This window comes from Zhongshania marina, from assembly GCF_002915595.1.
In the GTDB taxonomy this organism is placed as follows: Bacteria; Pseudomonadota; Gammaproteobacteria; order Pseudomonadales; family Spongiibacteraceae; genus Spongiibacter; species Spongiibacter marinus_B.
In genome coordinates, this window is the sequence record NZ_PQGG01000043.1 from 1 (window position 1) to 23767 (window position 23767).

Here is a 23767-nt window from a genome sequence, read left to right on the forward strand (position 1 = left end):
ACCCGTGGTGCATTTAGGAAATGACCACTTTCAGGTTGTTTAATTTATTCCCTTCACGTTGGTTGAACCATTGAATTAATGTGAGGGACGCTATCTTTGTCACAATTCTGCGCGAAATACCCTTGAACGATTTTGCATAATTCCGCCGTATCATGAACTGGTCACAAAGTTGTGAAAACAATGTTTCGATCCGCTTTCTGGCTTTACGATATTTAGCCGGAAAGTCTCTAAACTCTTTCTGGTTCTTTCGCATCGGTGTTTGCAAATTGATACAACTTGATGAAAATAAATCTGTTTGCCAAACTCTGCTCAAATACCCTTTATCGCCAATCAAAACACAATTGTTTAACTGGCCTTCAATATCGTTTAGGTAATGGATGTCATGAACCGAAGCCTTTGATATATCGTACATTTTTAACACGCCACTCGGTGAGCAAACCGCGTGTAACTTATAGCCAAAGTAGCGCATATTTTGTGCTGCACAAAAACCAAAATCTGGCGAGCTAGATTCAAATTCTTGGCAAATTTTACTGCGATTAGATCGACTCATTTTACACACTTCCAATGGCATGCTATCGACAATATTTATATCGTTATCAACATCTAATCGCGTGACAATAGCGCTTCTGATTTCTTCTAATTTAAAACTCAACCTTCGCGCTCTTCTGTTATAAACGGAGCGCTCAATTTTCCCATTGATGCACGCAGGCAGCTGTTTGAACAAAAAGTGTTCTGAATCAATGCCCAGTGTTTCAGCTGCAAGACTGAGCGCGAGTAGCTCCTTATCGCTTAGCTTAGGTGTTCTGATTTGATTCAAAAAATTATCGGCTGGCTCAATTTCGTGCAAAAGAGACAGAATTTTGCTATAAACGCTGTGTAAGTTACTCATCTCGTTACCATTTTTCTCGTAAACTAATGATAACCTCTTTATGAGGGTGAGTAACTTACCTCCTTCCTAAATGCACTACGGGTAAGTACTTATAGTTTAAAAGGTTTTCATCTATGATCTTCATGAGACCACAAACATTTGTAATTGAAAATTTCCCTTTACGATAAAATATAGTGCCCGCATTAGCGCCATCGGTGGTCCAACTAATATATTCACCATCAAAATCGTAAGTGTCGATTGAGCCAATCATTCCATCATTTGCTGTTTGAGAGCTATAAACAGGGAATATTCCTGTATTTTCAGACAGGAACCCTTTTGACATAACTCTCCCTCGGCGTAATGTTACTAAATCACCTAAAGCTTGCCATTCAGTACCCACGCCTTCTAATAGCTTCTCTAAATAGTTCAAGTGACTCATGCTTCAACCTCCTCACCTTCAATTTCCGCTACAATGGCGTCAATATCACTGCGAAGCGCATCAATTTTAGCAACGGTGGTTTTAAGTTCGGCATTAAGCTCTGTAATATTCACTAGCTCGCGGTTGTCTTTCGCTTCCACATAACTGCTTACCGAAAGGTTGTAGCTATTGCCTGCGATAACATCCAAATCAACGGATTTGGCAAAGTGCTCCACGTCCTCTTTGCTGGCAAACACGTTCATGATCTCTTCGATGTGCTGATTGGTGATTACGTTGGTATTGGTTTCCTTTTTAAAGTACGCCTCGCCGCTGGCGTCAATAAACTGCGTGGTGGTGTCGGTTTTGTGTTTGGACAGTACCAAGATATTCACGGCAATAGTGGTGCCAAAAAACAGGTTAGGCGCCAATGAAATCACGGTTTCAACATAGTTGTTGTCAACCAAGTACTGACGAATTTTTTGCTCAGCACCACCACGGTAAAAAATACCAGGGAAGCAAACAATGGCTGCGCGGCCTTTGCTTGATAGGTAACTGAGTGCATGAAGCACAAAGGCAAAGTCGGCTTTTGATTTGGGTGCAAGTACACCAGCGGGCGCAAAGCGGTCGTCGTTGATTAAGGTTGGGTCGTCGCTACCAATCCATTTAACTGAATAAGGCGGGTTAGAGACAATGGCATCAAACGGTTTGTCGTCCAAAAAGTGCGGTTCGGTTAAGGTATCACCCAACTGAATATTAAACTTGTCGTAGTTAATGTTGTGCAAAAACATATTCATACGCGCCAAGTTGTAAGTGGTATGGTTGAGCTCTTGACCAAAAAAACCATCTTCAATGATATGTGCATCAAAGTGCTTTTTAGCTTGTAACAGCAACGAGCCCGAACCCGCCGCAGGGTCATAGATTTTATTCACACTGGTTTGGCCGTGCATGGCCAGCTGTGCGATCAATTTTGAAACGTGCTGAGGGGTGAAAAATTCGCCACCGGATTTACCCGCATTGGCGGCATAGTTTGAAATCAGGAACTCGTAGGCATCACCGAATAAGTCAATTTGGTTATTTTCAAAACCGCCTTCAAAATTACCGAAGGTTAAACCAGCCACGCCTTTTAACACAGCTGCCAGGCGTTTGTTTTTTGCTTCTACCGTATTACCCAGACGATTACTGGTGGTATCAAAATCCGCAAACAAGCCTTTGATGTCTTTTTCTGAATCATAGCCATTGGCTGAGTTTTCGATTGCAGCAAAAATTGCTGCCAAATCCGTATTTAAATTTTCGTTTTTGTGTGCATTAGCCGCTACATTGCTAAACAACTGGCTAGGGTAAAGAAAATAGCCTTTGGTTTTAATGGCATCTTCTTTAGCAAACTTGATGTTTTCATCATCGTCAGACATGGCAGCATAATTAACGCTCTCATCTCCGCCTGTGATGTAGTTGACAAAGTTTTCACTGATAAAACGGTAGAACAGCGTACCCAGTACATATTGCTTAAAATCCCAACCATCCACTGAGCCTCTTACATCGTTTGCAATCGCCCATATTTGGCGTTGAAGTTCGGCACGTTGTTGCCTTGCGTCTTGTTGTAACTGGGTCATTTGTTAATTCCTGCTTTTAATTCGTCATAATTCGTTTATTGGTTGCTGAATGATTTACTGTCGTCGAACATCATCCGTCAAAGCCTGGGGCTAAATTCAAATTTTCTACTCCGTAAAGTGTCGGGGTGTTTTTTAACCAAAGCTGGTATTCAGGGCCTTGAAGGCTGTGTGCTTTTGTACAGTCCACATGCCATTGGCGAAGCAAATAGCCAGCGGTTGCCGCTCTAATCTCAACCTTCATCACGCCATCCTTCATGCCATAGTCCAGTTCAATCGCTTCGCTGTGCTTTATGCGTGGGTGCGGCACTAACTCCAGCTCTACAAATCGGTTCCATTGCCGGTCTTGGGTTTCGAGCTCGGCTTCAGACAAAGTGGAGTCTTCAAGCACAATCGCTGCTTTAATTCTTGTCAGCACAAAGTCACGGAATTCACCATGCTTGCGGTCAAAACCACGAACGTGCCAGCGCAAGCCATTGTCCACCAGCGTATGCGGTACAATTTCACGCGTTGTTTCACCGCTCGATAACGACACATAGGTGATACTCAAGGCTTTGCCTTTGTGTATGGCCTCCGTGACTTTCGCCACTATCGATAAACTCGGCTTGTTAAGGTGATAGGGCGCTTCACAGGCCAGCGGTGGTTTTACCTTTCCAGTAAAGCCATCGCCGTACCCTTGGCTAATCGTTGCCAGCGTTCTCACAACGTCATAGTCGAACAGGGGTTCAAATACTTCACCGCGCTTGTGCAACTTGAGCTTTTGATCATACTCAATGTTGCCTGGTGCAAGCTCTCGGTACATTGTGAAGTCTTTCGTTGCTTGTGCAGCTGCTATGCTGAAACGATCGACTAAGTCTGCCCGTACCGCTTCTCCCTTAAACAATAAGGTGAAATCGATGTGGGCAATGCGATCCCTGGTTGCTTGTGGCAACTGCGCTATCTGCGAAAGCCTATCTGGCTTCGCCACTACTGTTTGTTTCAGACCATCATTTGTCATGCGTCTTGTTTATCCAATTCAATCAGTTTCTTAAAACTCTGTTTATAAAGTACGGTCAGACATCGCGTAATCACATTGAACGGCATGGCATAAAGCTGCTCTTTATCCGCAATGACTAATCAATCTCTACTGGTTGAAGCTGGACAGATGGCCATAAAACACTGAATAGGCTTCAACCTAATTAATTTTATTAGGTTTCATCCTATCATAGATTATTTTGTAGGGAAGACTAAGCGGCAACTTTCTGATCTGGATTGCAATTGTCACTCATGTATCGGCGTGAAAGCTTGTTTTGTGCCATTGCTGATAGCAGTGATTAATGTGCTACCCGAACCAGTGTATAGCTACATCGGGAAAAACTTTGGCGACCTTGCCCAGACTGAGCCGGTAAATGATTTCGCGACATTGAATGGCGGGATTTCTCTTTCGGTGGATAGTTGGAGTTTCCGGCCGCAACTGTCTATTAATGTAACAAATATTCGTGACCAGACAGCGCCGATTGGCGGTGGCTCACGGGACCTTCCAACTGGTGAGGTGCAATCTATTTATATATTTAATGCACCGCGTACCATAAATGCTAGGTTGTCTATTGAGTTTTAATGGCTAAATATGAATCGCAATAAATAATCTCAAGACTTATTGTAGCTATTATCCTCTTATATTTTCTGAGTGCCTCCCGTGTGCTGATGACATAAGCGGCGGGAGCGTATCCGTGTCGTGTCAGAGTTTTTAAGGCAATTTCTCTGTGAGCTTGCTAAATCAGCCATGAATTTTTGACATATTGGCATTAGAATGACCCTTACAACAGGGAAGTATCGAAGTGTTTATTATGTCGGAGGTAAATTGGCCGTGAGGTATAGAGGTAGCAAGGGACTGAAGAATTTGCAGCTATCATCGCTAATTGTTTTGTTAATTAATCTATTTGCTTGCGGTGGCGGCGGTAATGGCGGTGATAGTCAACAACAGCTTAGCTCTCAGCCAACGTGGCTAGAGGCACAAATGTTAATACGAAATTCCGGCCAGTTCGATCAAGTCATTGGTCCACTAGAAATTTATTATCACCTAAGAAATACCGTCGATTGTTTGATCGCAAAGACCTATGAGGGAGCCGCAATTGGTATTTGTGCCAATTTACCCTTTCATTCGGTGACGGATGGCGTAGATGCTTTGCCACAAGTTTCAACAAGCCCAGAGGGCTTAGGTTTTTTCTATGAATTAGAATCGGGGTTTAGTGAAAAAGATGTTGCGGCGCTCATTAGTGATGCGTCAAACCGTGAGCCAATACCTGTGTTTTCTGATTGGCAGCTTGCGTTGCCAAGCTACGAGCTAGGATACCCTTCTCAAGATATTAGATTGTCAGTTTACAATGCAGATGAAGTACAGGCTGTGCTTTCTAACCGCGAAGGATACGCTATTGCAGAAATTGAGCTTGAGAAATCTGAAATTGACGATTTTAAGCGTAGTTCTTTTAATGAGCCCACCGAGGTGTTTATTACAAATATCGCTGAGCATTTTCAGTTGGCAGAGGGACGCTATTACCTAAATCATTGCGTGGCCACGAATGAATATGGCGCGGCTACTTTAGATGCATGCGGCTCTTTTGATGTGCTGAGTAGTGGGTTTACCGTGCCTGACGTGAATTGCAATCCGGTAATCGAGAATAACGCTTTGCTCACTCGAACGAATGGCAGAATAAATGCAAGTAACGCGAATATACTTCTACGTCCTAATTGTGAGCTTACAAAGTTGACGGACAGTGCAGTCGATAAGCCAAATACAATGCTCTTTTATGTCGAGTTTGGTTTTGGAACCAAAGAACAGTTGGAGCCGGTAGACGGGATTTTGAGTATAGATATATCAGGGTGGGCCGGAAGCCGAATGCTTGTATATGCATGGGGTGCGGACTCTAATCAACAAGCCGGTGGACGGGAGCTATTGCTAGATTTGTTGATTAGTAACTAAGTATTATTTCACTTTGTTTCGGTATGCTTTTTTATTTACACAATAGTGAGGAATCTCTCACTATTGTGTAAAAAGCGTGTGTTTATAAAGCGTTACGCACCAAACCAAGACTGACCACACACGCGAACCGTGTTACCACTCACGCCGCGTGAGGCAGGGTTGCCGAAGAAGGAAATTGTTTCAGCTACGTCTACCGGCAAACCGCCTTGCGACAGCGAGTTAAGGCGGCGACCGAACATGCGGGTAAACAGAGGAATCGCTGCCGTCATGGCGGTTTCGATAAAGCCCGGCGCAACTGCGTTAACACTAATGTTCTTATCCGCTAGCTCTTTGGATTGCGCCATAAAATCAACATAGCCAATCACGCCTGCTTTTGATGCCGCGTAATTGGTTTGCCCACGTTGGCCGCCAATACCGTTCATTGACGATACACCGACGATGCTACCGCCGTCATTGATGGTGTTGGTTTTGAGTAGCTCTGCAGTAATACGCTGGGCTGCTGCTAGGTTAATGTCCAATGTCATCTGCCACTGCTGCTCATTCATATTGGCAATGGTTTTGTCGCGGGTAACACCGGCATTGTGAACGATAATATCGGCGCCGCCGAGTTCGCTAAGCGCTTTTGCAATACTAGCTGGTGCGTCGGCGCTGGTGATGTCGGCAATCACAGCTTTGCCATTTAAGCGTGCCATGACCTTGTTTAAGTCTGCTTCCATGGGCGCCACATCGACACCGACAATTGTTGCACCGTCTCGTGCCAAGGTGTCTGCAATAGCTTCACCAATGCCGCGTGAGGCGCCGGTAACGAGAGCAATTTTCCCCGCTAGTGGCTTGTGCCAATCGGCAATTGCGGCGGTGTCAGCCGAGCGCACTTTAATGACTTGGCCGCTTATATAGGCAGACTTAGGCGATAAAATAAAACGCAGGCTGCTGTCGAGGTTGGCTTCAGCACCTTCGGCTACGGTAATTAATTGCGCGGTTGCGCCCTTGCCACCAACTTCTTTAGCGAGTGAGCGGCTTAGGCCCTCTAGTGCGCGCTGAGCTGCGGCGGCTTCTGGGGTATTACATTGCAGATGGGGGCGGCCGAGGATCACGATGCGGCCACTGCTTTTCAATTTGCGGATATTGGCATTAAAAAAGCGGTAGGCAGATACCAGCTCAGTTGCATCTACGAAACCGCTGCCATCAAATATCAAGGCCTGATAGCGTTCGCTACTTGCATTGCTGTCAGCATCGCCAGCGAGTTGCGCCGCAGCGTCGGGGCTGTAAAACACCTGCGCGTCGCTATCTTTAAGGTTGGTCTGAATATTGGGGAGCAATTTTGCATTTTCACCAGCGCCTAAGAGTACGGCACCCGCAAAGTAGCTAGTTTGGCTGGTATTGTAACGCTGTAAATCCGTTGCTACGGTGACACCCATTGCGCCAAGCAGTTTTTTACCTGCCGCCGAATTAATCAGCTTTTCGATTCTATCGCTCATACTCAGATCTCCGTCAGGGGTGTTAATGACATAAATTCGGTTTACATTGTTGCTGTGGAAAGGACACACAGTTCCCTTATTGATGCATTGTAGCCTTACTGCGTCATAAGGTGATTGACAGTGCAGACCTGCAGGGCGGTCGATTCAGCCAATGCCGGCGCGGTCAGGCTTGCTAAACTGCGCCCACATTACTCTTTGTACGATTTTGAGGTCAGATTATGTCACAGGCAATTAAACGCGTTGCGATCATTGGTGGTAACCGAATTCCGTTTGCCCGCTCCAACACGGCCTACTTTGGCGTGAGCAATCAGGCAATGTTAACAGCCGCAATAGAGGGCTTGGTACAGCGCTATAATTTGCAAGATGTGCGTCTTGGCGATGTTGTTGCCGGTGCCGTCATGAAACACAGCCGAGATTTTAATTTAACCCGCGAGTCGGTATTGGGTACCTCGCTTGATCCAAACACGCCATGTTTTGACATTCAGCAAGCCTGCGGTACCGGTTTGCAAGCAGTGAATGTCGTTGCCAATCAAATTGCCCTTGGTCAAATAGACGCCGGTATTGCTGGCGGTGTCGACACTACCTCAGATGCTCCCATCGGTGTTAGCGAAGGCTTGCGTAAAATCTTATTGCAGGTGAACAAGGCGCGTAGTTTTGGTGAGCGTGTGAAACCCTTTTTGCAATTGCGCCCGAAAGATGTGGGTGTGTTGATTCCCGCCAATGCTGAGCCGCGTACCCGCATGTCGATGGGCGAGCACACTGAAGTGACGGCGAAGGCGTGGCAAATCCCCCGCGACCAGCAAGATGAGCTGGCCTGTGCAAGCCACAAGAATTTGGGTGCCGCTTATGATCGCGGTTTCTTCGATGATTTGATTACGCCTTTTAATGGCGTGAGCAAAGACAATATTTTGCGTGCAGATACCACCATTGAAAAGCTCGCGAGCTTAAAGCCGGCTTTCGATAAAGAAAGCGGCAAGGGCACCTTAACGGCGGGTAATTCTTCTACCCTTACCGACGGCGCCTCGGCGGTATTGCTGGCCAGCGAAGAGTGGGCTAAAGAGCGCGGTTTGCCAGTGCGCGCATATTTAACCATTGTTGAAACGGCGGCGGTGGATTTCTTCGGTAAGGATGGCGCCTCAGAGAAAGAGGGTCTGCTACTTGCACCTGCTTACGCAGTGCCGCGTATGTTAGAAAAGGCGGGGCTGACACTACAGGATTTCGATTATTACGAAATTCATGAGGCCTTTGCTGCGCAGGTTTTGGCGACGTTGAAAGCATGGGAGGATGAGTCGTTCTGTAAAGAAAAGCTCGGGCTAGATCGCGCGCTGGGTAGCATTGATCTCAGCAAGCTGAACGTGAACGGTAGCTCTTTGGCGACAGGTCACCCCTTTGCCGCAACCGGAGGTCGGATTGTTGCAACGCTAGCAAAAATGTTGGAAGAAAAAGGCAGTGGCCGTGGATTGATTTCAGTTTGCGCGGCTGGCGGACAGGGCATTACGGCGATTATTGAGCGTTAAACCTTCTGTTTATAAGTGCTGCCTAATAAAAAGGCCCCAAGCTTGCGCTTGGGGCCTTTTTGTTTGCCGGTAAATTGGGCTTGCTATTTACCGTAACTAGCGCAATCACCTACTTCGTAACCAATTACTTTTTCATCGGCGCAGGCGCCGCAGGCATTGCCGTAGGTTTGGTGGCGTTCAGAGGGGCAAGGCGCTGTGACGCAACGTATGCCGGTATCGATATGACCACAGACTGGGCGGTATTCTCGGGTGCACATTTGAGGGCGTGGTGATTCGCACTGGGTGAAGCCACCTTGCATATCAGGTGGTGAGGGAGCGTCTTTCGGCGTGCTTGTACAAGCACTAATTGCAAATAGCGTGATAAGGCTGATGCTAAAAAGCGCGAGTCGAGAGCGTCGATTATTGCATCCGTTCAATAAAGCCATGTCGTACCCCAAGTGCGTAATGTAATGAAGAATTGTGGTATCAGCTTAACGGCCTTAGTCGCTGGGCTCAAGGTCGATTGTCTGCAGTGAGGCGCTAAGGTTGAACTCATCCTTAGGTGTTTTGTCATAGCTATCGACTATTGAATGTATTGAAAACCAATATTTTATGTATGGTCAGGCTGTTGTTAAGCTTTATTCATCGCTTATACAGGGCTGAGTGATTGAAACCACCAAAGGGAGAATGTGTATGAAAGCTATCGATATAGGTATTAACGAAGCGAATCGTGAACAAATTGCCGGCGGTTTAAAGGTGCTATTGGCAGATTCTTATACTCTTTACCTGCAAACGCATAATTTTCATTGGAATGTAACCGGCCCCCGCTTCCGAGATTTACATCTGATGTTTGAAGAGCATTACACCGAGTTAGCGGCCGCAGTTGACGACATCGCCGAGCGTATTAGAACCTTAGACGTAGCTGCTCCTGGTACCTATAAGGAGTTTTCTCGCCTGAGTTCTATTGAAGAAACCGACGGCGTGCCAGATGCGGAGTCGATGGTAGATATTCTAACAAAGGGGCATGAGCAAGTCGTTAAAGCCTGTCGATCGGTGCTAAAGCTGGCGCAGGAGGCTGAGGATGAGTCAACAGCCTCATTGGTGTCAGATCGTATGCGAATCCATGAGAAAACTGCGTGGATGCTGCGTGCCATCAATAAATAAATAGTATTTCTTTTATGGCGACACCAGCAGTAGTGTCGCTTTTCCTGCTTATTTCCAAGACTTCTTCTTTGCTATTTTGTGATAACTGTAACGCAGTGTGATGTTGCGCGTCTGCTTATTGTGCACCGCAGTTCTTGCTAGCGGTGGAAATTAATTTACAGCAGTTAGAGGTGCGTATGGGTTTTGGGCGCAGTTTTATCACAATGGGATGTTTGATTGGCAGCCTGTGGGCTTGCGCTGTGCAAGCGATTGAGTTGCGCAGTGGTAGCGAGGCAGCGACTACCATTGAGCTGTATACCTCTGAGGGTTGCAGCAGTTGCCCTAGCGCTGATGCATGGTTGTCGGAGCTAAGTGATGATCCCAATATATTTACGCGACTTATCCCCTTGGCATTTCATGTGGATTATTGGAACCAGTTTGGGTGGAAGGACCGCTTTTCTTCACCGCAGTACTCTCGTCGTCAGCGGGAAATGAGTGCTGCAGGACTACTATCTCAGGTTTATACGCCGGGCTTTGTGGTAAATAACCGCGAGTGGCGAGGATGGTTTAGTCGGGGGCGGAGTGTCAAACCAGATCAGCTGCCAACGACAAAGCAGCCAGCGGGAGTTTTGACCGTGCAATGGCCGAAAGATTCGCAGCTAATGTCGACGAGTTATACGCCAATAAACTTAAAAGCCAAGGGTTTGCGGTTGCATGTAGCAGTACTGGGTATGGGCTTAGAGACGCATGTACGTCGCGGAGAAAATCGCGGTCGCGTACTTCGCCATGACTTTGTGGTCTTGTCCCACCTTGAATATACGCTCCGCGACGAAGGTCAGAAAACCTTGAGTAAGCGCATTGCTGCGCCAAATATCCCAGACCAAGGACAGCAAAAATCTGCCTTAGTTGTGTGGGTGTCAGAAGGGGACTCTCCTGCTATCGTGCAAGCCGTTGCAGGGTATTTATAGTGTGTGGCGGGCGACAACTGCGTTAGTCGGTTTTGCCGCGCTTTGCAGCGTACATATTTTGATCCGCTGCTTTTAGTAGTGATTCATAATCACTACCGTGTTTGGGATAAACAGCATAGCCAATGCTGGCACTGATATGATACTCCTCGTTTTCGATATGTATTGGTGGCAAAAGCGCTGCGGAATACGAAGAAATTTTTTGTTTTATAACGTCAATGTCGTTTAAGCCTAGCAATAATATGCTGAACTCATCACCGCCGAGGCGCGCTACGATATCGCTGGCGCGGGTGTTTTCGCGCAGGCGTTTGGCAAACTCGATGAGTACGCCGTCGCCAATATGATGACCGACGCTGTCGTTAATTTTTTTGAAATGATTAAGATCAAAAAATAAAACACTGAATGGCGTGCCAACTAATTTTGCGTTGAATATGGCGCGCTCTATTTCGTTAATAAAGTGACGTCGGTTGGCAATGCCGGTTAAGCTGTCGTGCAGGGCTAAATGAATATATCTATTATGTTCTTCTTCAAATTTAATTCTAAGTGTTCGCAGCGAAATATCCGAATACATAGTAATGAACATAATGAAGGAGTTTGCAGTAAACAAACCGCAAAATATGGCAAATCCGAGCTTTTCTTGGGTAATAAAATTTGCAAAGTGCATGCCCTGCAGGTCTGCGTAAAATAAAGTGCAGCCAGCTAAAAAGATCAGCACCGTCCAAATGAATCCTGCGGTCGCACCAATGCCCATAGTTGCGAGTACTGGAAAAATGATGGCGGTGGGGTTAGCGGGTGAGTGTAGGCCGCCTGATTGCAGTGTAATGAGTAATAATGCGATGCCTAATGTGCATATAAACACGTTTAGGGCCAGGCTCCGTCGACCTGTTAACTTGAGTATCATCATGGCTGATACCGTGCCTACCGCGGTAAGGGCAGAAAATATACCGAATAAGGTTTTGCCGCTGGCAGAGAAATCAAAAAGAACGTGGTTTAGGATGGTGGTAATGACAATAAATAAGAAGGTGCTGAGTAGGGTGCTAACCACGAATTGGTCGCGGTATTTCTGAATATTAGTAGACCCCGGTCGGCGTGGAAGCCACGGATCAAGCAGTGCCTTTTTAAGAGGAGCAAGTCTACTGGTCATCGGAGTCCATTTGTTGACAATAGTAGTGTTGGCGTGTTGTTTATTGTTATACGGCGTCGTTATTGAGTGTAGCTTAATTAGGTAGAAATAAAAATAGCGTCGCGACGAGTCCAATAGGCGTAATTGGACGTAAGGTTTGAGTCGGACATTGCCATGTGCTTAGAGATTACCAAGAGGGTGGAATGATAAAGAAACTGGGATTTTTAGTTGTAATCGCGCTAGTTGTTGCCGGTTTCTTTGCTTTGGGACTGAATCAATATTTGAGTCTTGAGGGGGCGAAGCAGTTACAACTGGATTTGGCTGCGTGGCGACTAGAGCAGCCGCTAGTATTGGCGGCAGTACTATTTGTTTCTTATGTTTTGATCGCTGCGTTATCACTGCCTGGTGCAGCAGTGATGACATTATTGCTAGGTGGTGTGTTTGGCTTGGCTTGGGGGCTGGTGCTTGCGTCCTTTGCATCTAGCCTTGGTGCCACGCTGGCATTTTTAATGACGAGATTTATATTAAAAGATTCGGTGCAGCGCCGATTTGGCGATCGTCTTAAAACCATAAATGATGGTGTGCGGCGTGAAGGTGGTTTTTATCTTTTCAGTTTAAGGCTAGTGCCGGTTTTTCCTTTCTTTTTAATTAATATGTTAATGGCTTTAACGCCAATTAAAATCCGGCAGTTTTATTGGGTTAGTCAGCTAGGCATGTTGCCTGGCACCTTGGTATATGTGAATGCCGGTAGTCAGCTTAGTGAGCTGAAAAATTTGTCGGGAATTTTGTCTCCATCGTTACTTTTCTCGTTTGTGCTGCTTGGTATTTTTCCTTTAATCGCAAAAAAAATATTGGCGTGGTTAAGCGAGAGAGCCAAAAAAGCTAAGTATTCACGCCCTAAGAGGTTTGATCGCAACCTTATTGTTATTGGCGGTGGCGCCGCTGGTTTAGTTAGCGCGTATATTGCCTCAGCAGTAAAAGCGAAGGTGACTTTAATTGAAGCACACAAAATGGGTGGTGATTGTCTAAATTACGGCTGTGTACCCAGCAAGGCTTTAATCAAAACAGCAAAGCTAGCTGCACAGCAGCGCCACGGCGAGCGCTATGGTTTGAGTGGATCTGAGCCGGTAATTGATTTTCGTCGCATTACGGCGAGGATTAACGATGTGATTGCTCGAATAGAGCCCCACGATAGCGTTGCACGCTACACCGAACTTGGTGTTGATGTGGTGCAGGGTTATGCGCGGCTGATTGATCCGTGGACGGTAGAAATAGCTCTAAACAGTGGCGGAGTGCAAAGGCTAACAGCGCGAGCCATTATAATTGCCGCTGGTGCTGAGCCTGCGGTGCCGCCGCTGCCGGGGCTGGAAGAGGTTGGCTATCTAACTAGCGATACGCTTTGGGATGCGCTGACTCAATCTGGTGAGGCGCCAAAGCGCTTATTGGTATTAGGGGGTGGGGCAATTGGCTGCGAATTAGCTCAGAGTTTTGCGCGACTTGGATCAAGTGTTACCCAGCTAGAAATGCTGCCACGCATTTTGTATCGAGAAGATGAAGATGTGTCGGCGGCGATTACGAAGTCCTTGGTGGATGATGGCGTGAACATCGTTACTGATCGTCGCGCCCTGCGCTGTGAAATCGACGGCGAGCAAAAACGCATGATTGTGAGCGATGCGTGTGGCTGTGAAAGCAGTATTGAGTTCGATACTTTGCTCTGTGCTGTTGGACGCAAACCGCGTTTGCAGGGCTATGGCCTGGAAGAGTTGGGTATTGATATTTCCGCAATCAAACTGAACGAGTATCTAGAAAGCCAGTACCCACATATATTGTTTGCCGGCGATGTCGCTGGACCCTACCAATTTACCCACGTTGCGGCCCATCAGGCATGGTATGCGGCGGTAAATGGGCTATTTGGTGGTTTTAAGAAATTTAAAGTTGATTACAGTATCATTCCCCGTGTGACATATGTGGATCCCGAGGTGGCAAGCGTCGGTTTGACCGAGGCTGAGGCGACTAAGCTAAATATTAAGTATGAACTAAGTTGCTACGGTATTGACGATCTTGATCGCGCAATCTGCGACAGTCAGGCGGAGGGTTTTATCAAGGTTCTCACAGTGCCCAATAAAGACCGCATTCTAGGGGTGACCATTGTTGGTGCCCAAGCGGGGGAGTTGTTGGCAGAATATGTTTTAGCCATGAAGCACGGTATTGGTCTTAAGAAAATTCTGGCGACTATTCATAGCTATCCTAGTATGTCAGAAGCAAATAAATACGTGGCGGGTGAGTGGCAAAAAGCACATGCACCGCAGTGGGCCTTAGGCTTGTTGGCTAGGTTCCACGCATGGCGAAGAGGTTAATATGAATACGAAAATTATTATAAATGCTATCAGGCGTGTTTTTATCAGTGTCAGTTTAGTCTTGTTAGCAGCTCAGGCATTCGCCGCTGATTTCTCCCACCAAACGTGGGATAAATTATTACAGCGGCATGTTGTAATGATTCAAGACGGGCAGGCTAGCCGTGTGGATTACAGTGCATTTCAAAAGAATCAAAAAGTACTGCAAGCCTATTTGGCGAGTATGTCGGCGGTAAGTCGCAGTGAATTTGATTCTTGGACTAAGGATCAGCAACTGGCATTTCTTATTAATGCCTACAATGCGTGGACAATTGAGTTTGTACTATCGGCCTACCCTGATATTAAATCGATAAAAGACTTGGGATCTTTTTTTAGTTCGCCGTGGAAGAAGGAGTTTATTAATTTACTTGGAGAAACCCGAAGTCTAGATAATATCGAGCATACGCTGATTCGAGGTTCTGGTCGTTACAATGAACCGCGTATTCATTTTGCGGTTAATTGCGCGAGTATTGGTTGTCCCGCTTTGCTAAATCGCGCTTACACCGCAGAAAAATTAGATGCACAGCTAGAATTAGTAACTCGCAATTTTTTAAGTGATCGCAGTCGCAATTATTATCTTAATGCTGAACTGCATGTCTCGCCGATTTTTGATTGGTATAAAAAGGATTTTGAGCAAGGTTGGAGCGGGATAAATTCTGTTTCTAACTTTTTGGGACGTTATGCAGATGCCTTAGACCTCGGCAAAACGGGGCCTGTCATTATTGTGAACGGCAAGTCGGTATCTGAGCACTTGCGTGACGGTAGCTTAGGTATTGCTTATACCGATTATGATTGGAGCTTGAATGATATTGCCGAGCAGTAATTGTTCTAGAGTGCTTGTGTGGGGCTGTGAATTTCGTGCTAGACGCTAGCCCCATTCCGGCTTTGTCCGTGGTTATTCCCGTCTTAAACGAAGCTCAAGTACTGCCGGAATTACTCGCGGTATTGCGTCGACAAATATCTAAATCTGATTACCCCCTTGAAGTGATCTTTGTCGACGGCGGTAGTACTGACAATTCAAGGCAGCTGATCTGTGAACAGGGGTTTGATTGTCTTCAGAGCGAACGCGGCCGAGCGCGGCAGCTGAATGTTGGCGCAGCGGAAGCAAGGGCAGACAATTTATTGTTTCTTCACGCCGATAGTAGTATTGCCGACGGTGGTTTTGAGGCGGTGCTTGTTGCCTTGAAAAAGCATTTGTGGGGTCGTTTTGATGTTCGTATTAGTGGTAATTCCGTGATGTTTTTGGTGATTGCCTTTTGCATGAACTGGCGCTCGCGGCTCACCGGTATTGCGACGGGAGATCAGGGTATATTTGTTAAGCGCGCAATGTTTGAGCAGCTTGGCGGTTTCCCAAATCAAGCCCTAATGGAAGATATTGCCTTGTCTGCGCGCCTTCGTAAACTGTCTTCGCCAGCCTGTTTAGCGTTAAAAATAAGCACCTCCGGTCGTCGCTGGGAGAAAGGCGGGGTATGGAAAACTATTTTTTTAATGTGGCGTTTGCGCTTTATGTATTGGCTGGGTGTTTCTCCGAATAAATTGGTAAAACGCTATGACTAGTGTGAGTTCCGAGGTCGTTTCCCAGAAAATTCGTGTTCAGATCATTGCCAAGGCGCCGCTAGCCGGCTTCGCAAAAACACGCTTAATACCAGCGCTAGGCGCGGATGCTGCGGCGGCGCTGGCTGAGAAAATGCTGCTAAATATTATACGCAATTGCGCGACTGTGACGGAGGTTGATGGCGTGACGGTTAAGAGTAGCCTATGGATGAGCCCTGAGCCGGAATCGCCGCATTGGCGATGTGTAAACATTCCGCATAATTTTGAGCGATACGCTCAGCAGGGTGAAGACCTTGGTGAGCGTATGGCCTGCGCATTTGAGCGGGGTTTGGTAGACGCCTGTGCGGTGATTGTCGTGGGTAGTGATTGCCCGGAGATTGATGCATCCGTTTTGTATTGGGCGGCAACCGCATTGCAAGCTCATGACGCTTGCTTGGTGCCATGTGCGGACGGTGGCTATGCTTTAATAGGTTTGCGAAAGGTCGAAGCAAGTGTTTTTGCGGACATTCCTTGGAGTACTGATCGGGTTGCGGATTTAACTCGGCAGCGTTTGGCTGAGTGTGGAATGAGCTGCGCTGAGTATAAGCTGGTACATGATATTGATGTAGCAGAAGACCTTGCTTATCTGCCGTCGGACTGGCCAGAATCTACGCTTGGGGCTTAGATTTTTAACGTAAATTGAGAGTGAACAATGAATGCACAGGGGCGCTTAATTTCTCGGTTTTTAGAGGATCTTCCTGCGGGAAAACTCGAGTGGATTGGTCTGCGCCCTGCCCGCAAGGTGGCAATGGTGTCGGTGGGAAAAACCATTGCCATTGCTGACCGAGGTTTGCAGGGGGATCGTCGTTTAGAGGGTAGCAAAGGTTCTGCTAGGCAGGTGAGTATCATCAGTGTGGAGTTTATTCGCGCGATAGCAGACAACCTTGGTGTTGCGCATATTCCTTCGGATATTTTGCGCCGCAATTTACTGGTGTCTGGCATTAATCTTAATGCATTGCGGCACCAGTATTTTCAAATTGGTTCGGCGGTGTTTCAGGCTACTGCGCAGTGTCATCCCTGTTCGCGCATGGAGGCAGCGCTGGGTAAGGGCGGCTTGGTAGCAATGTTGGGTTATGGTGGTTTATGCGCAAAGATTTTAGAGTCGGGCGAAATAAGCTGTGGTGATGAGGTGGTTTATTTGCCGCCCAGTCAGTATCAAGAGCGGCAATTGAGTTTATATTAAAGATGCTGGTGTAAATGGCGTTTCCTTAATAATAATATTCTAGGCCCAACTCAATATAGCTATCTCTGCGCAGCGAGTAGATAGGGTCTTGCTGGTCGTCGCTGTGAAAATGATACAGTTCCGCGGTAACGCGGGTGCTGTCGCCAAGGCGGGTGCTAGCCTCCATAAACACAGATCGGCTATCTGGGTCGTCGGCGTCCTGACTATAGCCGAATAGTATTTCGCTAGAGGCGATGTCATTTAAGCTGAGTCTGCCACCGACAAAGATGTCGTTTTGAAACGGTCCCGCGTTTAGGCGCGGTCTTGAGTCGTAGGAATATTCCAACAGCAGGCCTAAATCCCAAAATAGACTGTTGATACCTGTCAGGGTGTATTCAAAACCGGCGGTGCTGGCGGCAAAATCGTCAGCCAATGAATGACCAATGCCACGTCTATAAATGGCCTCAAGTTTCCACAGCCAGTTGCCGCTGACATATTGTGCGTCGATACCGCTTTGTTCTATGAGCGCATAGTAGGGCGTTAAAACAATTCCTGTTGCGGTGGCCTGCGGTATGAAGATAGGTTCGCGGGAGGTGCCTTGAAACCACGACAGACCAATATTCCAGTCGCCAAGGTAGTGGCTCCAGCGCAGCGCGTAATCAATGTGCTCGTCTTCTTTGTCGGATTGATATTGCTCGCGATTGTTTACCGTAAGTGGGATGGAGCGCAGCCTGCCTTCTTCGCCAGCAAATTCACGGCTGCGGAAAGTTGGCAGTACAAAAACGTCGACCACGCCCCAGTCTTGGATGCTGGCGTAGTGAATCATTGGTTGGCCCAGCTTGTCTTCGCCATCTGGCGCTTCTACAAAGTCGGTTTGGTTAATAATGTCGACTAGGTGCTGAGATTCAGTTACACCCCAAAAAATAGTGTTTACGCCAACGCTTAGCTCCCAGTTGTTGCCCACGTGCTGCCAGTAAAACTCTCGCAGGTCGGCGTGGCTGCGTTCCTCATCTTGGCTGTCGTAGCGGTAAAAGGCCTTTATATTGAAGCTGTCGTCACCGTCGTTCCACTGCTGATACCACTCGGGGGCGAGTACCCCCGAAATAGTCTCTGAGCCCTGTGCGGGATCGGCTGCTGTGCTTGGAAAAGCCCGTGCTTGGAGGCCGACGTAGCCAAGGAATTCAGCGTGGCTTGGTGATGCCAATAGGCCAGCGCACAAGATGGTTGCAAGGTGTTTGGTGTTCATCATGTAAACCAGTATTAACGTGCGCGCTTGAGGCTGTTTTCTGTGAAGTCCTGCTCGTCTAAACCGCTGCGGAACTGATAATTGCGCAGAAGCACCTCGGTGGTTTTACCGTTGCGCTCATTTTGCATTGTTTGTTTTGCTGGCCGCCAGAATTTGTCTAAATGCAGTTGGTAATCGCTGAGGGTAAGGGTTTTTAGTACAGCCTCTTTACGGTCGTAAAACTCAATTTTCATCGCGCGATAGTGCTCTTGATCTATCCATGCAATTTCTCGCGTGTAGCCAGAGTATTTGTCGCGGGGAATAATTTCTACCACAAAACACAGCTCGCCATTCAATTCTTCGTCTCTAAGCCAGCGGTAGTCGTACTCTTCTACCTCAAAGGAGCTGAGGTCTTCGTAGGAAAATTCGCTACCCATAAACGGGCCAGATTTATTCTTAGAGGCAATGCGTTTTACGCGCTTTAAGGCTGGCAAATAAAGCCATTGATCGTCGTCGGCATTGTTATGGGTAAAACTGAGGAAAGCGGTGCCCTTAACGTCATTGGGGCTGTCGAAGATGGTCATCGATTTATCGCCGTCGTTTTGTACCTCCAGCGACAATATGCGCATCTCGCGGCGGGTTTCTCTTCCGCCTCGGCTACGCAGTACCATTTCCATGTCGGCGCTGCTATCGACCCAGCCGCGATCGCGGCTTTTCATCTCTTTAGCGATTGCTAGCCCCTTGTCCTGCGCATCATCTGCGCTCAATGAAGGGGACAGGACTAAGCTCAGTGAGCATAGGATGCTTGCGGTAAACGTTTTTATTGTCACGCTAGGTGCTCCATAGTGTCGGTGCTTGGATAAATCTAATGCTTATTGTTTATATGCGCCAAGTTAAAGCATAATTGCCTGATAAATCAAATTCTCTTGACGAAAACTTTAGGCTTGATTGATTAGAGTTACCGCTACCGCTTTGTTGCGTAGCTGAATACCGAGTTTACAGAATTTCATAATAAGCAAAATAGGGAGTGCTAGAGCTGATGGCTGTTACGGAAAATAAGTTTGTCGATCGCGTAGACGCGGTATTTGGCAATGTGGCTGACTGGGCGGTTAATCACCGTCTAATTGTTTTGCTGTTGTCGCTATTGATGCTGGGTTTGGGTACTTACTTTGCCGGCAAGGTGCAGGCTGACAATAGCTTGGACGCCTACTTTGATAAAAGCGATCCGGTGTATTTGTCTTACACCGAATACCTAGATGAGTTTTTGTCAGACGAAGTGACATACATTATTTACCGAGTGCCTGATCGTCCACATGGGCCGTTTAATTACGAGGCGATGGGGCAGATTGCTCATTTAGCGCAGGCCTTTGAGGATGAAGTGCCCTATGTGCGGGACGTGATTAGCTTGCCGACGGTGGAGTTTATTCGCGCTGACGGCGACTCAATTAACGTCGATGAGTTGATGCTGGATTTCCCAGAGGATCAAGAGGCGCTATTAAAGCTGCGGGAAGAGGTGTTAAGCCGTCCCCTATATGTTGATTACATAATAAATGAAAAAGCCGATTACGCCGCGATCATTTTAGAAATGGAGCGCAGCAGCGTAGATCCGCTGGAAGATATCATTTACGACGAAGCCAAGGGAAATCAGCTAGAAAACCTTTACCCACAGGTCAGTGACAATAAATTGCGCGAGATCATGGCGCGTCCAGAATATGCCGGCATAGAATTCTTTATCACCGGCGATGTGCCGATGAACTCGGCCTATAACCACGTGTTTATGGAAGATTCCGCAATAGGTACGCTGGTTACGCTGGCGATGTTAGCGGTGCTGTCTTTTTTACTTTTCCGTGTCAGTTTGCTCGGTCTCTTTGGCCCCTTGGCGGTGGTAGTGCTTAGCATTGTTATGGTGCTGGGGGTGATGGGCGCTTTTGGCTGGGTGCTAGGTTTATTCTTCGGTATTGTTCCCACCCTTTTGTGTGCCGTTGGGGTGGCGCAATCCGTCCATATTTTGTTGGAATTTCAGCGCGCCTATGGGGAAACCGGCGACCGTAAAGTCGCTGTAAAAACCGCAATCTCCAAAGTGGGTGGCGCTTGTATGTTGGCGTCGATCACCACGGCGGTTGGCTTTTTGGTGATGACAGTTTCGCAATTAAAAGTGCTGAGCGAAATGGCCTTATACGCGGCCTCTGGGGTGATGTTTACCTTTATTTTGTCTATGACGTTGTTGGTGGTTGCCTTAGCGTCGGGTAAGTCGGATACGGCAAAGGTCACTAAGAAGAAAGGGCCGGCGGTGCAGCCGGGTATTCTGTGGCTTGTTGAGCGCTGTATTTCGCTTAATTTAAATCACCCCAAGGCATTGCTAGGTGCTGGCACCGCAATTTTGCTGTTCTTTTTGGCTGGGCTGAGTCTGGTTAAGGTCGACTTTAACTTCCTAGAAGATTTTAAACCCGATGTAGAGTGGCGCCAGCACACCGAGCTCGCAGAAAGTGTGATGGGCGGTATTTTAAATGTCACCTATATTATTGATACCGATGAGCCGGAAGGCGTTAAAAACCCCGAAATTTTGCACGCGATTGACCGCATTCAACAATTTGCCGAAGCGCAGCCCTTGGTGAAGAAAACCTATTCGGTGGTCGATATTCAAAAAGACCTTAACCGCAGTTTTCACGGCGATGATCCAGCCTGGTACCGTTTACCTGATGATAGGAATATGGCCGCGCAGTATTTCTTGGTCTATGAAATTTCTGGGGGCGAGGAGCTAGCTGAGTTTGTTGGGCAAGACTACAGCCGCACAGTGCTGGAAATGCGGGTTGAAATGAGCGGCTCTGCTGAAATTACTAAACTGCTTGCCACCATCGACGACTATATTGCCGAGAACCCGATCCCCAATGCGACGGTACGCAAAACAGGTATTGGCCTAATGTGGGTCAAAATGGGGGAGTATATTGCCGACACCCAATTGATTGGCTACAGTCTGATATTTGTGATGGTGGCGGGCTTCCTTTGTGTGGCATTTGGCTCCGTGAAGGTTGGTATGCTGGCGATGATTCCAAACTTGGCGCCGGTTGTTGTCGTGCTGGGTTTGATGGGTTGGCTGGGTATTCATCTTGACTATATGAAGCTGCTGCTGGCTACCATTGCAATCGGTATCGCGGTGGATGACACCCTGCACTTGGTTATTAGATTTAGGCGCTGCTTTTTGACCAGTGGTAACTACCGCACGGCTTTGGCAGATTCTATGCGCGATGTAGGGCCGGCGCTGGTGATTACGACCATTATCCTGCTCGGTGCCTTCGCCTGCTACTTGCTGTCTCAGCTCGCCATTATTTCTAGCTTTGGTATCTTGCTAAGTGTCGCCATTAGCGTCGCATTACTGGCTGACATGTTGTTTATGCCGGCGCTGCTGATGATTACCAAACCCTTCGGCCCAGAGTTTGTGCCTGCGAGTAAGACAAGCTCGTAGGCCTGATGCCGACATTGCTGAGGTAGCTTGCTAACGCAATACAATTTGGGCGACCTCTCCGGCGTACTGGGATTTAATTGAGCCCAGAATGGCTTAGTATAGAGAGACATTAAAGGCGAATTGGTCGTCCCCGAATGAGATGAAAGCCAAATTCTCAAGCGCCAGCTCAGCATTGTCGGCAACAAGTATCGACTGGGCGTTTGGAACAACTATCCATATTGACTGGTTTACATTCGTTTCCTTGGTACACATAAGCAATATGACGAATGAACGGGGACACTAGCCAATAGATTTTCCTGATCCAGCGGAAGACCTTGTCCCAGCGATTGGTCGCAAAAACCGAGTCTATGAAATTTTGGCGCGTAAACGACCACTGGCTCTCAGAATGATAGAAGGCTTACACGAAACTTTTTCAATTACTGCAGAGAGCCTCATAAAACATGCATCGCATCATCGAGGGCATGATGCATAGCTTGGCAAGAGATTGGTATCTCAGTGAGCCAGAAAGTACCCCTACTAACGATCGGTGTGGCTGGCTTCAGCGTCACATTAGCTGTCAAACCCGTATTCAACAACATTGCGCTCATTAATCCCGATATGGTTCTCTTAAGTAATTGATTTTTATTTAGAAGTGATTATGATCAGAGCCAAGGGATTCCACATCAAATGCAGGATGCACGCAAATGAAAAAATCATTTGAGACTTACTATCGCCCTGATTCACATAGAATTATCCTGCTTAATCATCTCAATGCTTAGACTCGCTATGTACACGAGTTATAAAGCGCAACGCATTTGAATTCACTGTTAGGCTAAAGCTATGATTAGAGCAGGAGTTCTTTCTGATGTCGCTGCGATTGAAGAGATCAACCCATTCTCTGGCAGCCGTGAATCAGAAGTTGATGAAGGTCGCCTTACTGTTATTCTTTGCTCAGGCTCTGTAGCTGGCTTTGTGGTTGAATCTAAAAAAGGGTTGCTCGGCCGCCCATACATCGAGTATTTGGCTATCGCCCAAAAATTCCGGGGAAAAGGTTTAGCTCTAGAGCTAATAAAAACAATTGAACTCAAGCATTGTGGAAAAAGGTTGTTTATTTCAACAGAGGCTTCCAATTCAGCCATGTTGAGCTTGCTTGAGCGTTGTGGCTATATTCACTCAGGCACAATTTCAAAAGCAAATTTGAGCGGCGTAGATGAACTGTATTTTTTCAAAGATATCGCCTAACAAGGCCAAGCACCGCGACGTATTTTTCGTTCCGCCTACGGCTTTACAAAAAATACGCGCGTGTTGGCGGCGTTAAACCTCAAGGGCATCTCGTGCAAAAGTTAGGGGCATCAACACTATCAGCTTACGGGTTCTTCTTTGGCACCCAATATGTTGTGCAAAATATTACTGGCTATCTTTCTACAGATGATTACCCAATAGTATTTGTTACGTTGCTTCATCCTTTAATCTACGTTGGCCTATTTCTATCTGGGCTGCTCTTATTGGCGGGCAAAAGGTGGGCGAAGCATGTTGCGCTAGTATCTTTCTTTGGTTGGTTGTATTTTCAGTTTGTGCCGCTTATGTGGCCAATAAATACGCCAGAGATGCAGGAAAGGCTATTGGGCCAGGCAGGTATAGCTGCCTGGAAACGGAGCATCGATATTGTAGGCATTGGGATCATTCACGGAGTCGCTTTATCGCTGGTAGTGGCTATGGCTTACGGGAAAGGTTTAACAAGCCGGTAGGCGGACATCCAAAATTCCGCGCCTTTTCGTGCAATCGCTACGCTCATCATTGCACAAAAAGGCGCGGAGTTTTGCCTCCGCTGCGGCAGGCGTTGAGGCTGTAGATTTTCTCTTAAAAACCAGTGTTTTTTGCTAAAATCAGGCATC

At 47.1% G+C, this 23767-nt stretch carries 21 protein-coding genes; 12 read left to right on the top strand and 9 right to left on the bottom strand.

The annotated features are described in order from the left end of the window. Positions 1-13: 13 nt before the first annotated feature. From C0068_RS18425 to C0068_RS18440, 4 genes are all read right to left on the bottom strand, one after another. Entirely contained in the window at positions 14-889 is an 876-nt protein-coding gene (locus C0068_RS18425) for an IS982 family transposase (RefSeq protein WP_103682565.1), read from the bottom strand. A gap of 55 nt (positions 890-944) precedes the next feature. Further along, on the bottom strand, positions 945-1307 hold the full coding sequence (locus C0068_RS18430) for a restriction endonuclease subunit S (protein WP_199176230.1): 363 nt from the start codon (positions 1305-1307) through the stop codon (positions 945-947). Then, complete coding sequence (locus C0068_RS18435) at positions 1304-2896, bottom strand: type I restriction-modification system subunit M (protein WP_103685947.1); 1593 nt, start codon at positions 2894-2896, stop codon at positions 1304-1306. Before C0068_RS18435 ends, C0068_RS18430 begins: the two co-directional genes overlap by 4 nt. Before the next feature lie 70 nt (positions 2897-2966). Further along, positions 2967-3890: a WYL domain-containing protein gene (locus tag C0068_RS18440; RefSeq protein WP_103685948.1), complete on the bottom strand. Its 924-nt coding sequence runs from the start codon at positions 3888-3890 to the stop codon at positions 2967-2969. 279 nt (positions 3891-4169) lie between these two features. Between C0068_RS18440 and C0068_RS18445 the strand changes: the two genes are divergently transcribed. Next, positions 4170-4490, top strand: coding sequence for a hypothetical protein (locus C0068_RS18445; RefSeq protein ID WP_146047928.1), 321 nt, complete (start codon positions 4170-4172; stop codon positions 4488-4490). Between the two features lie 192 nt (positions 4491-4682). Further along, entirely contained in the window at positions 4683-5852 is a 1170-nt protein-coding gene (locus C0068_RS18450; protein ID WP_158250028.1) for a hypothetical protein, read from the top strand. A gap of 92 nt (positions 5853-5944) precedes the next feature. On the opposite strand, the gene C0068_RS18455 is transcribed toward C0068_RS18450, so the two are convergent. Continuing rightward, positions 5945-7330, bottom strand: coding sequence for a 3-oxoacyl-ACP reductase (locus tag C0068_RS18455; protein WP_103685951.1), 1386 nt, complete (start codon positions 7328-7330; stop codon positions 5945-5947). 218 nt (positions 7331-7548) lie between these two features. Between C0068_RS18455 and C0068_RS18460 the strand changes: the two genes are divergently transcribed. Continuing rightward, the gene (locus C0068_RS18460) at positions 7549-8847 is read left to right on the top strand and encodes an acetyl-CoA C-acetyltransferase (RefSeq protein ID WP_199176231.1); all 1299 of its coding nucleotides are present in this window, start codon (positions 7549-7551) and stop codon (positions 8845-8847) included. 83 nt (positions 8848-8930) lie between these two features. Here C0068_RS18460 and C0068_RS18465 read toward each other — a convergent pair whose 3' ends face one another. After that, on the bottom strand, positions 8931-9272 hold the full coding sequence (locus C0068_RS18465; RefSeq protein WP_103685953.1) for a hypothetical protein: 342 nt from the start codon (positions 9270-9272) through the stop codon (positions 8931-8933). 247 nt (positions 9273-9519) lie between these two features. Here C0068_RS18465 and C0068_RS18470 point away from each other — a divergent pair, with 247 nt between their 5' ends. Together C0068_RS18470 and C0068_RS18475 are read left to right on the top strand one after the other, a co-directional pair. After that, a complete protein-coding gene (locus C0068_RS18470; RefSeq protein WP_103685954.1) occupies positions 9520-9990 on the top strand; it encodes a Dps family protein in 471 nt (156 codons plus the stop codon). Between the two features lie 143 nt (positions 9991-10133). Beyond that, entirely contained in the window at positions 10134-10937 is an 804-nt protein-coding gene (locus C0068_RS18475; RefSeq protein WP_103685955.1) for a DUF1223 domain-containing protein, read from the top strand. A gap of 22 nt (positions 10938-10959) precedes the next feature. Here C0068_RS18475 and C0068_RS18480 read toward each other — a convergent pair whose 3' ends face one another. Further along, positions 10960-12078 carry a diguanylate cyclase gene (locus tag C0068_RS18480; RefSeq protein WP_103685956.1) on the bottom strand — a complete coding sequence of 373 codons (1119 nt, stop codon included), beginning with the start codon at positions 12076-12078 and terminating at the stop codon, positions 10960-10962. A 182-nt stretch (positions 12079-12260) separates the two neighbouring features. Between C0068_RS18480 and C0068_RS18485 the strand changes: the two genes are divergently transcribed. The 5 genes from C0068_RS18485 to C0068_RS18505 are packed head-to-tail and all read left to right on the top strand — an operon-like array spanning position 12261 to position 17226. Beyond that, positions 12261-14414: a dihydrolipoyl dehydrogenase family protein gene (locus C0068_RS18485; RefSeq protein WP_199176233.1), complete on the top strand. Its 2154-nt coding sequence runs from the start codon at positions 12261-12263 to the stop codon at positions 14412-14414. A 1-nt stretch (position 14415) separates the two neighbouring features. Then, complete coding sequence (locus C0068_RS18490) at positions 14416-15273, top strand: DUF547 domain-containing protein (protein WP_103685957.1); 858 nt, start codon at positions 14416-14418, stop codon at positions 15271-15273. 26 nt (positions 15274-15299) lie between these two features. Continuing rightward, complete coding sequence (locus C0068_RS18495) at positions 15300-16007, top strand: TIGR04283 family arsenosugar biosynthesis glycosyltransferase (protein ID WP_233208867.1); 708 nt, start codon at positions 15300-15302, stop codon at positions 16005-16007. Continuing rightward, positions 16000-16668 carry a TIGR04282 family arsenosugar biosynthesis glycosyltransferase gene (locus C0068_RS18500; RefSeq protein WP_103685958.1) on the top strand — a complete coding sequence of 223 codons (669 nt, stop codon included), beginning with the start codon at positions 16000-16002 and terminating at the stop codon, positions 16666-16668. Before C0068_RS18495 ends, C0068_RS18500 begins: the two co-directional genes overlap by 8 nt. A 27-nt stretch (positions 16669-16695) precedes the next feature. After that, the gene (locus tag C0068_RS18505; protein WP_103685959.1) at positions 16696-17226 is read left to right on the top strand and encodes an MOSC domain-containing protein; all 531 of its coding nucleotides are present in this window, start codon (positions 16696-16698) and stop codon (positions 17224-17226) included. A 25-nt stretch (positions 17227-17251) separates the two neighbouring features. On the opposite strand, the gene C0068_RS18510 is transcribed toward C0068_RS18505, so the two are convergent. Both C0068_RS18510 and C0068_RS18515 read right to left on the bottom strand, forming a co-directional pair. Further along, positions 17252-18451 carry a hypothetical protein gene (locus C0068_RS18510; protein WP_103685960.1) on the bottom strand — a complete coding sequence of 400 codons (1200 nt, stop codon included), beginning with the start codon at positions 18449-18451 and terminating at the stop codon, positions 17252-17254. A 14-nt stretch (positions 18452-18465) separates the two neighbouring features. Continuing rightward, entirely contained in the window at positions 18466-19260 is a 795-nt protein-coding gene (locus C0068_RS18515) for an outer membrane lipoprotein-sorting protein (RefSeq protein ID WP_103685961.1), read from the bottom strand. Between the two features lie 209 nt (positions 19261-19469). Here C0068_RS18515 and C0068_RS18520 point away from each other — a divergent pair, with 209 nt between their 5' ends. Further along, the gene (locus tag C0068_RS18520; protein WP_103685962.1) at positions 19470-21893 is read left to right on the top strand and encodes an efflux RND transporter permease subunit; all 2424 of its coding nucleotides are present in this window, start codon (positions 19470-19472) and stop codon (positions 21891-21893) included. An 819-nt stretch (positions 21894-22712) separates the two neighbouring features. Beyond that, a complete protein-coding gene (locus tag C0068_RS18530) occupies positions 22713-23114 on the top strand; it encodes a GNAT family N-acetyltransferase (protein WP_103685963.1) in 402 nt (133 codons plus the stop codon). Positions 23115-23767 lie beyond the last annotated feature (653 nt).

What these genes read in the sequence shown, in the direction of transcription:
- C0068_RS18425 (WP_103682565.1), bottom strand. Translation starts at nt 889, where the DNA reads ATGAGTAACTTACACAGCGTTTATAGCAAAATTCTGTCTCTTTTGCAC.
- C0068_RS18430 (WP_199176230.1), bottom strand. Translation starts at nt 1,307, where the DNA reads ATGAGTCACTTGAACTATTTAGAGAAGCTATTAGAAGGCGTGGGTACT.
- C0068_RS18435 (WP_103685947.1), bottom strand. Translation starts at nt 2,896, where the DNA reads ATGACCCAGTTACAACAAGACGCAAGGCAACAACGTGCCGAACTTCAA.
- C0068_RS18440 (WP_103685948.1), bottom strand. Translation starts at nt 3,890, where the DNA reads ATGACAAATGATGGTCTGAAACAAACAGTAGTGGCGAAGCCAGATAGG.
- C0068_RS18450 (WP_158250028.1), top strand. Translation starts at nt 4,683, where the DNA reads ATGACCCTTACAACAGGGAAGTATCGAAGTGTTTATTATGTCGGAGGT.
- C0068_RS18455 (WP_103685951.1), bottom strand. Translation starts at nt 7,330, where the DNA reads ATGAGCGATAGAATCGAAAAGCTGATTAATTCGGCGGCAGGTAAAAAA.
- C0068_RS18460 (WP_199176231.1), top strand. Translation starts at nt 7,549, where the DNA reads ATGTCACAGGCAATTAAACGCGTTGCGATCATTGGTGGTAACCGAATT.
- C0068_RS18465 (WP_103685953.1), bottom strand. Translation starts at nt 9,272, where the DNA reads ATGGCTTTATTGAACGGATGCAATAATCGACGCTCTCGACTCGCGCTT.
- C0068_RS18470 (WP_103685954.1), top strand. Translation starts at nt 9,520, where the DNA reads ATGAAAGCTATCGATATAGGTATTAACGAAGCGAATCGTGAACAAATT.
- C0068_RS18480 (WP_103685956.1), bottom strand. Translation starts at nt 12,078, where the DNA reads ATGACCAGTAGACTTGCTCCTCTTAAAAAGGCACTGCTTGATCCGTGG.
- C0068_RS18485 (WP_199176233.1), top strand. Translation starts at nt 12,261, where the DNA reads ATGATAAAGAAACTGGGATTTTTAGTTGTAATCGCGCTAGTTGTTGCC.
- C0068_RS18490 (WP_103685957.1), top strand. Translation starts at nt 14,416, where the DNA reads ATGAATACGAAAATTATTATAAATGCTATCAGGCGTGTTTTTATCAGT.
- C0068_RS18500 (WP_103685958.1), top strand. Translation starts at nt 16,000, where the DNA reads ATGACTAGTGTGAGTTCCGAGGTCGTTTCCCAGAAAATTCGTGTTCAG.
- C0068_RS18505 (WP_103685959.1), top strand. Translation starts at nt 16,696, where the DNA reads ATGAATGCACAGGGGCGCTTAATTTCTCGGTTTTTAGAGGATCTTCCT.
- C0068_RS18510 (WP_103685960.1), bottom strand. Translation starts at nt 18,451, where the DNA reads ATGAACACCAAACACCTTGCAACCATCTTGTGCGCTGGCCTATTGGCA.
- C0068_RS18520 (WP_103685962.1), top strand. Translation starts at nt 19,470, where the DNA reads ATGGCTGTTACGGAAAATAAGTTTGTCGATCGCGTAGACGCGGTATTT.
- C0068_RS18530 (WP_103685963.1), top strand. Translation starts at nt 22,713, where the DNA reads ATGATTAGAGCAGGAGTTCTTTCTGATGTCGCTGCGATTGAAGAGATC.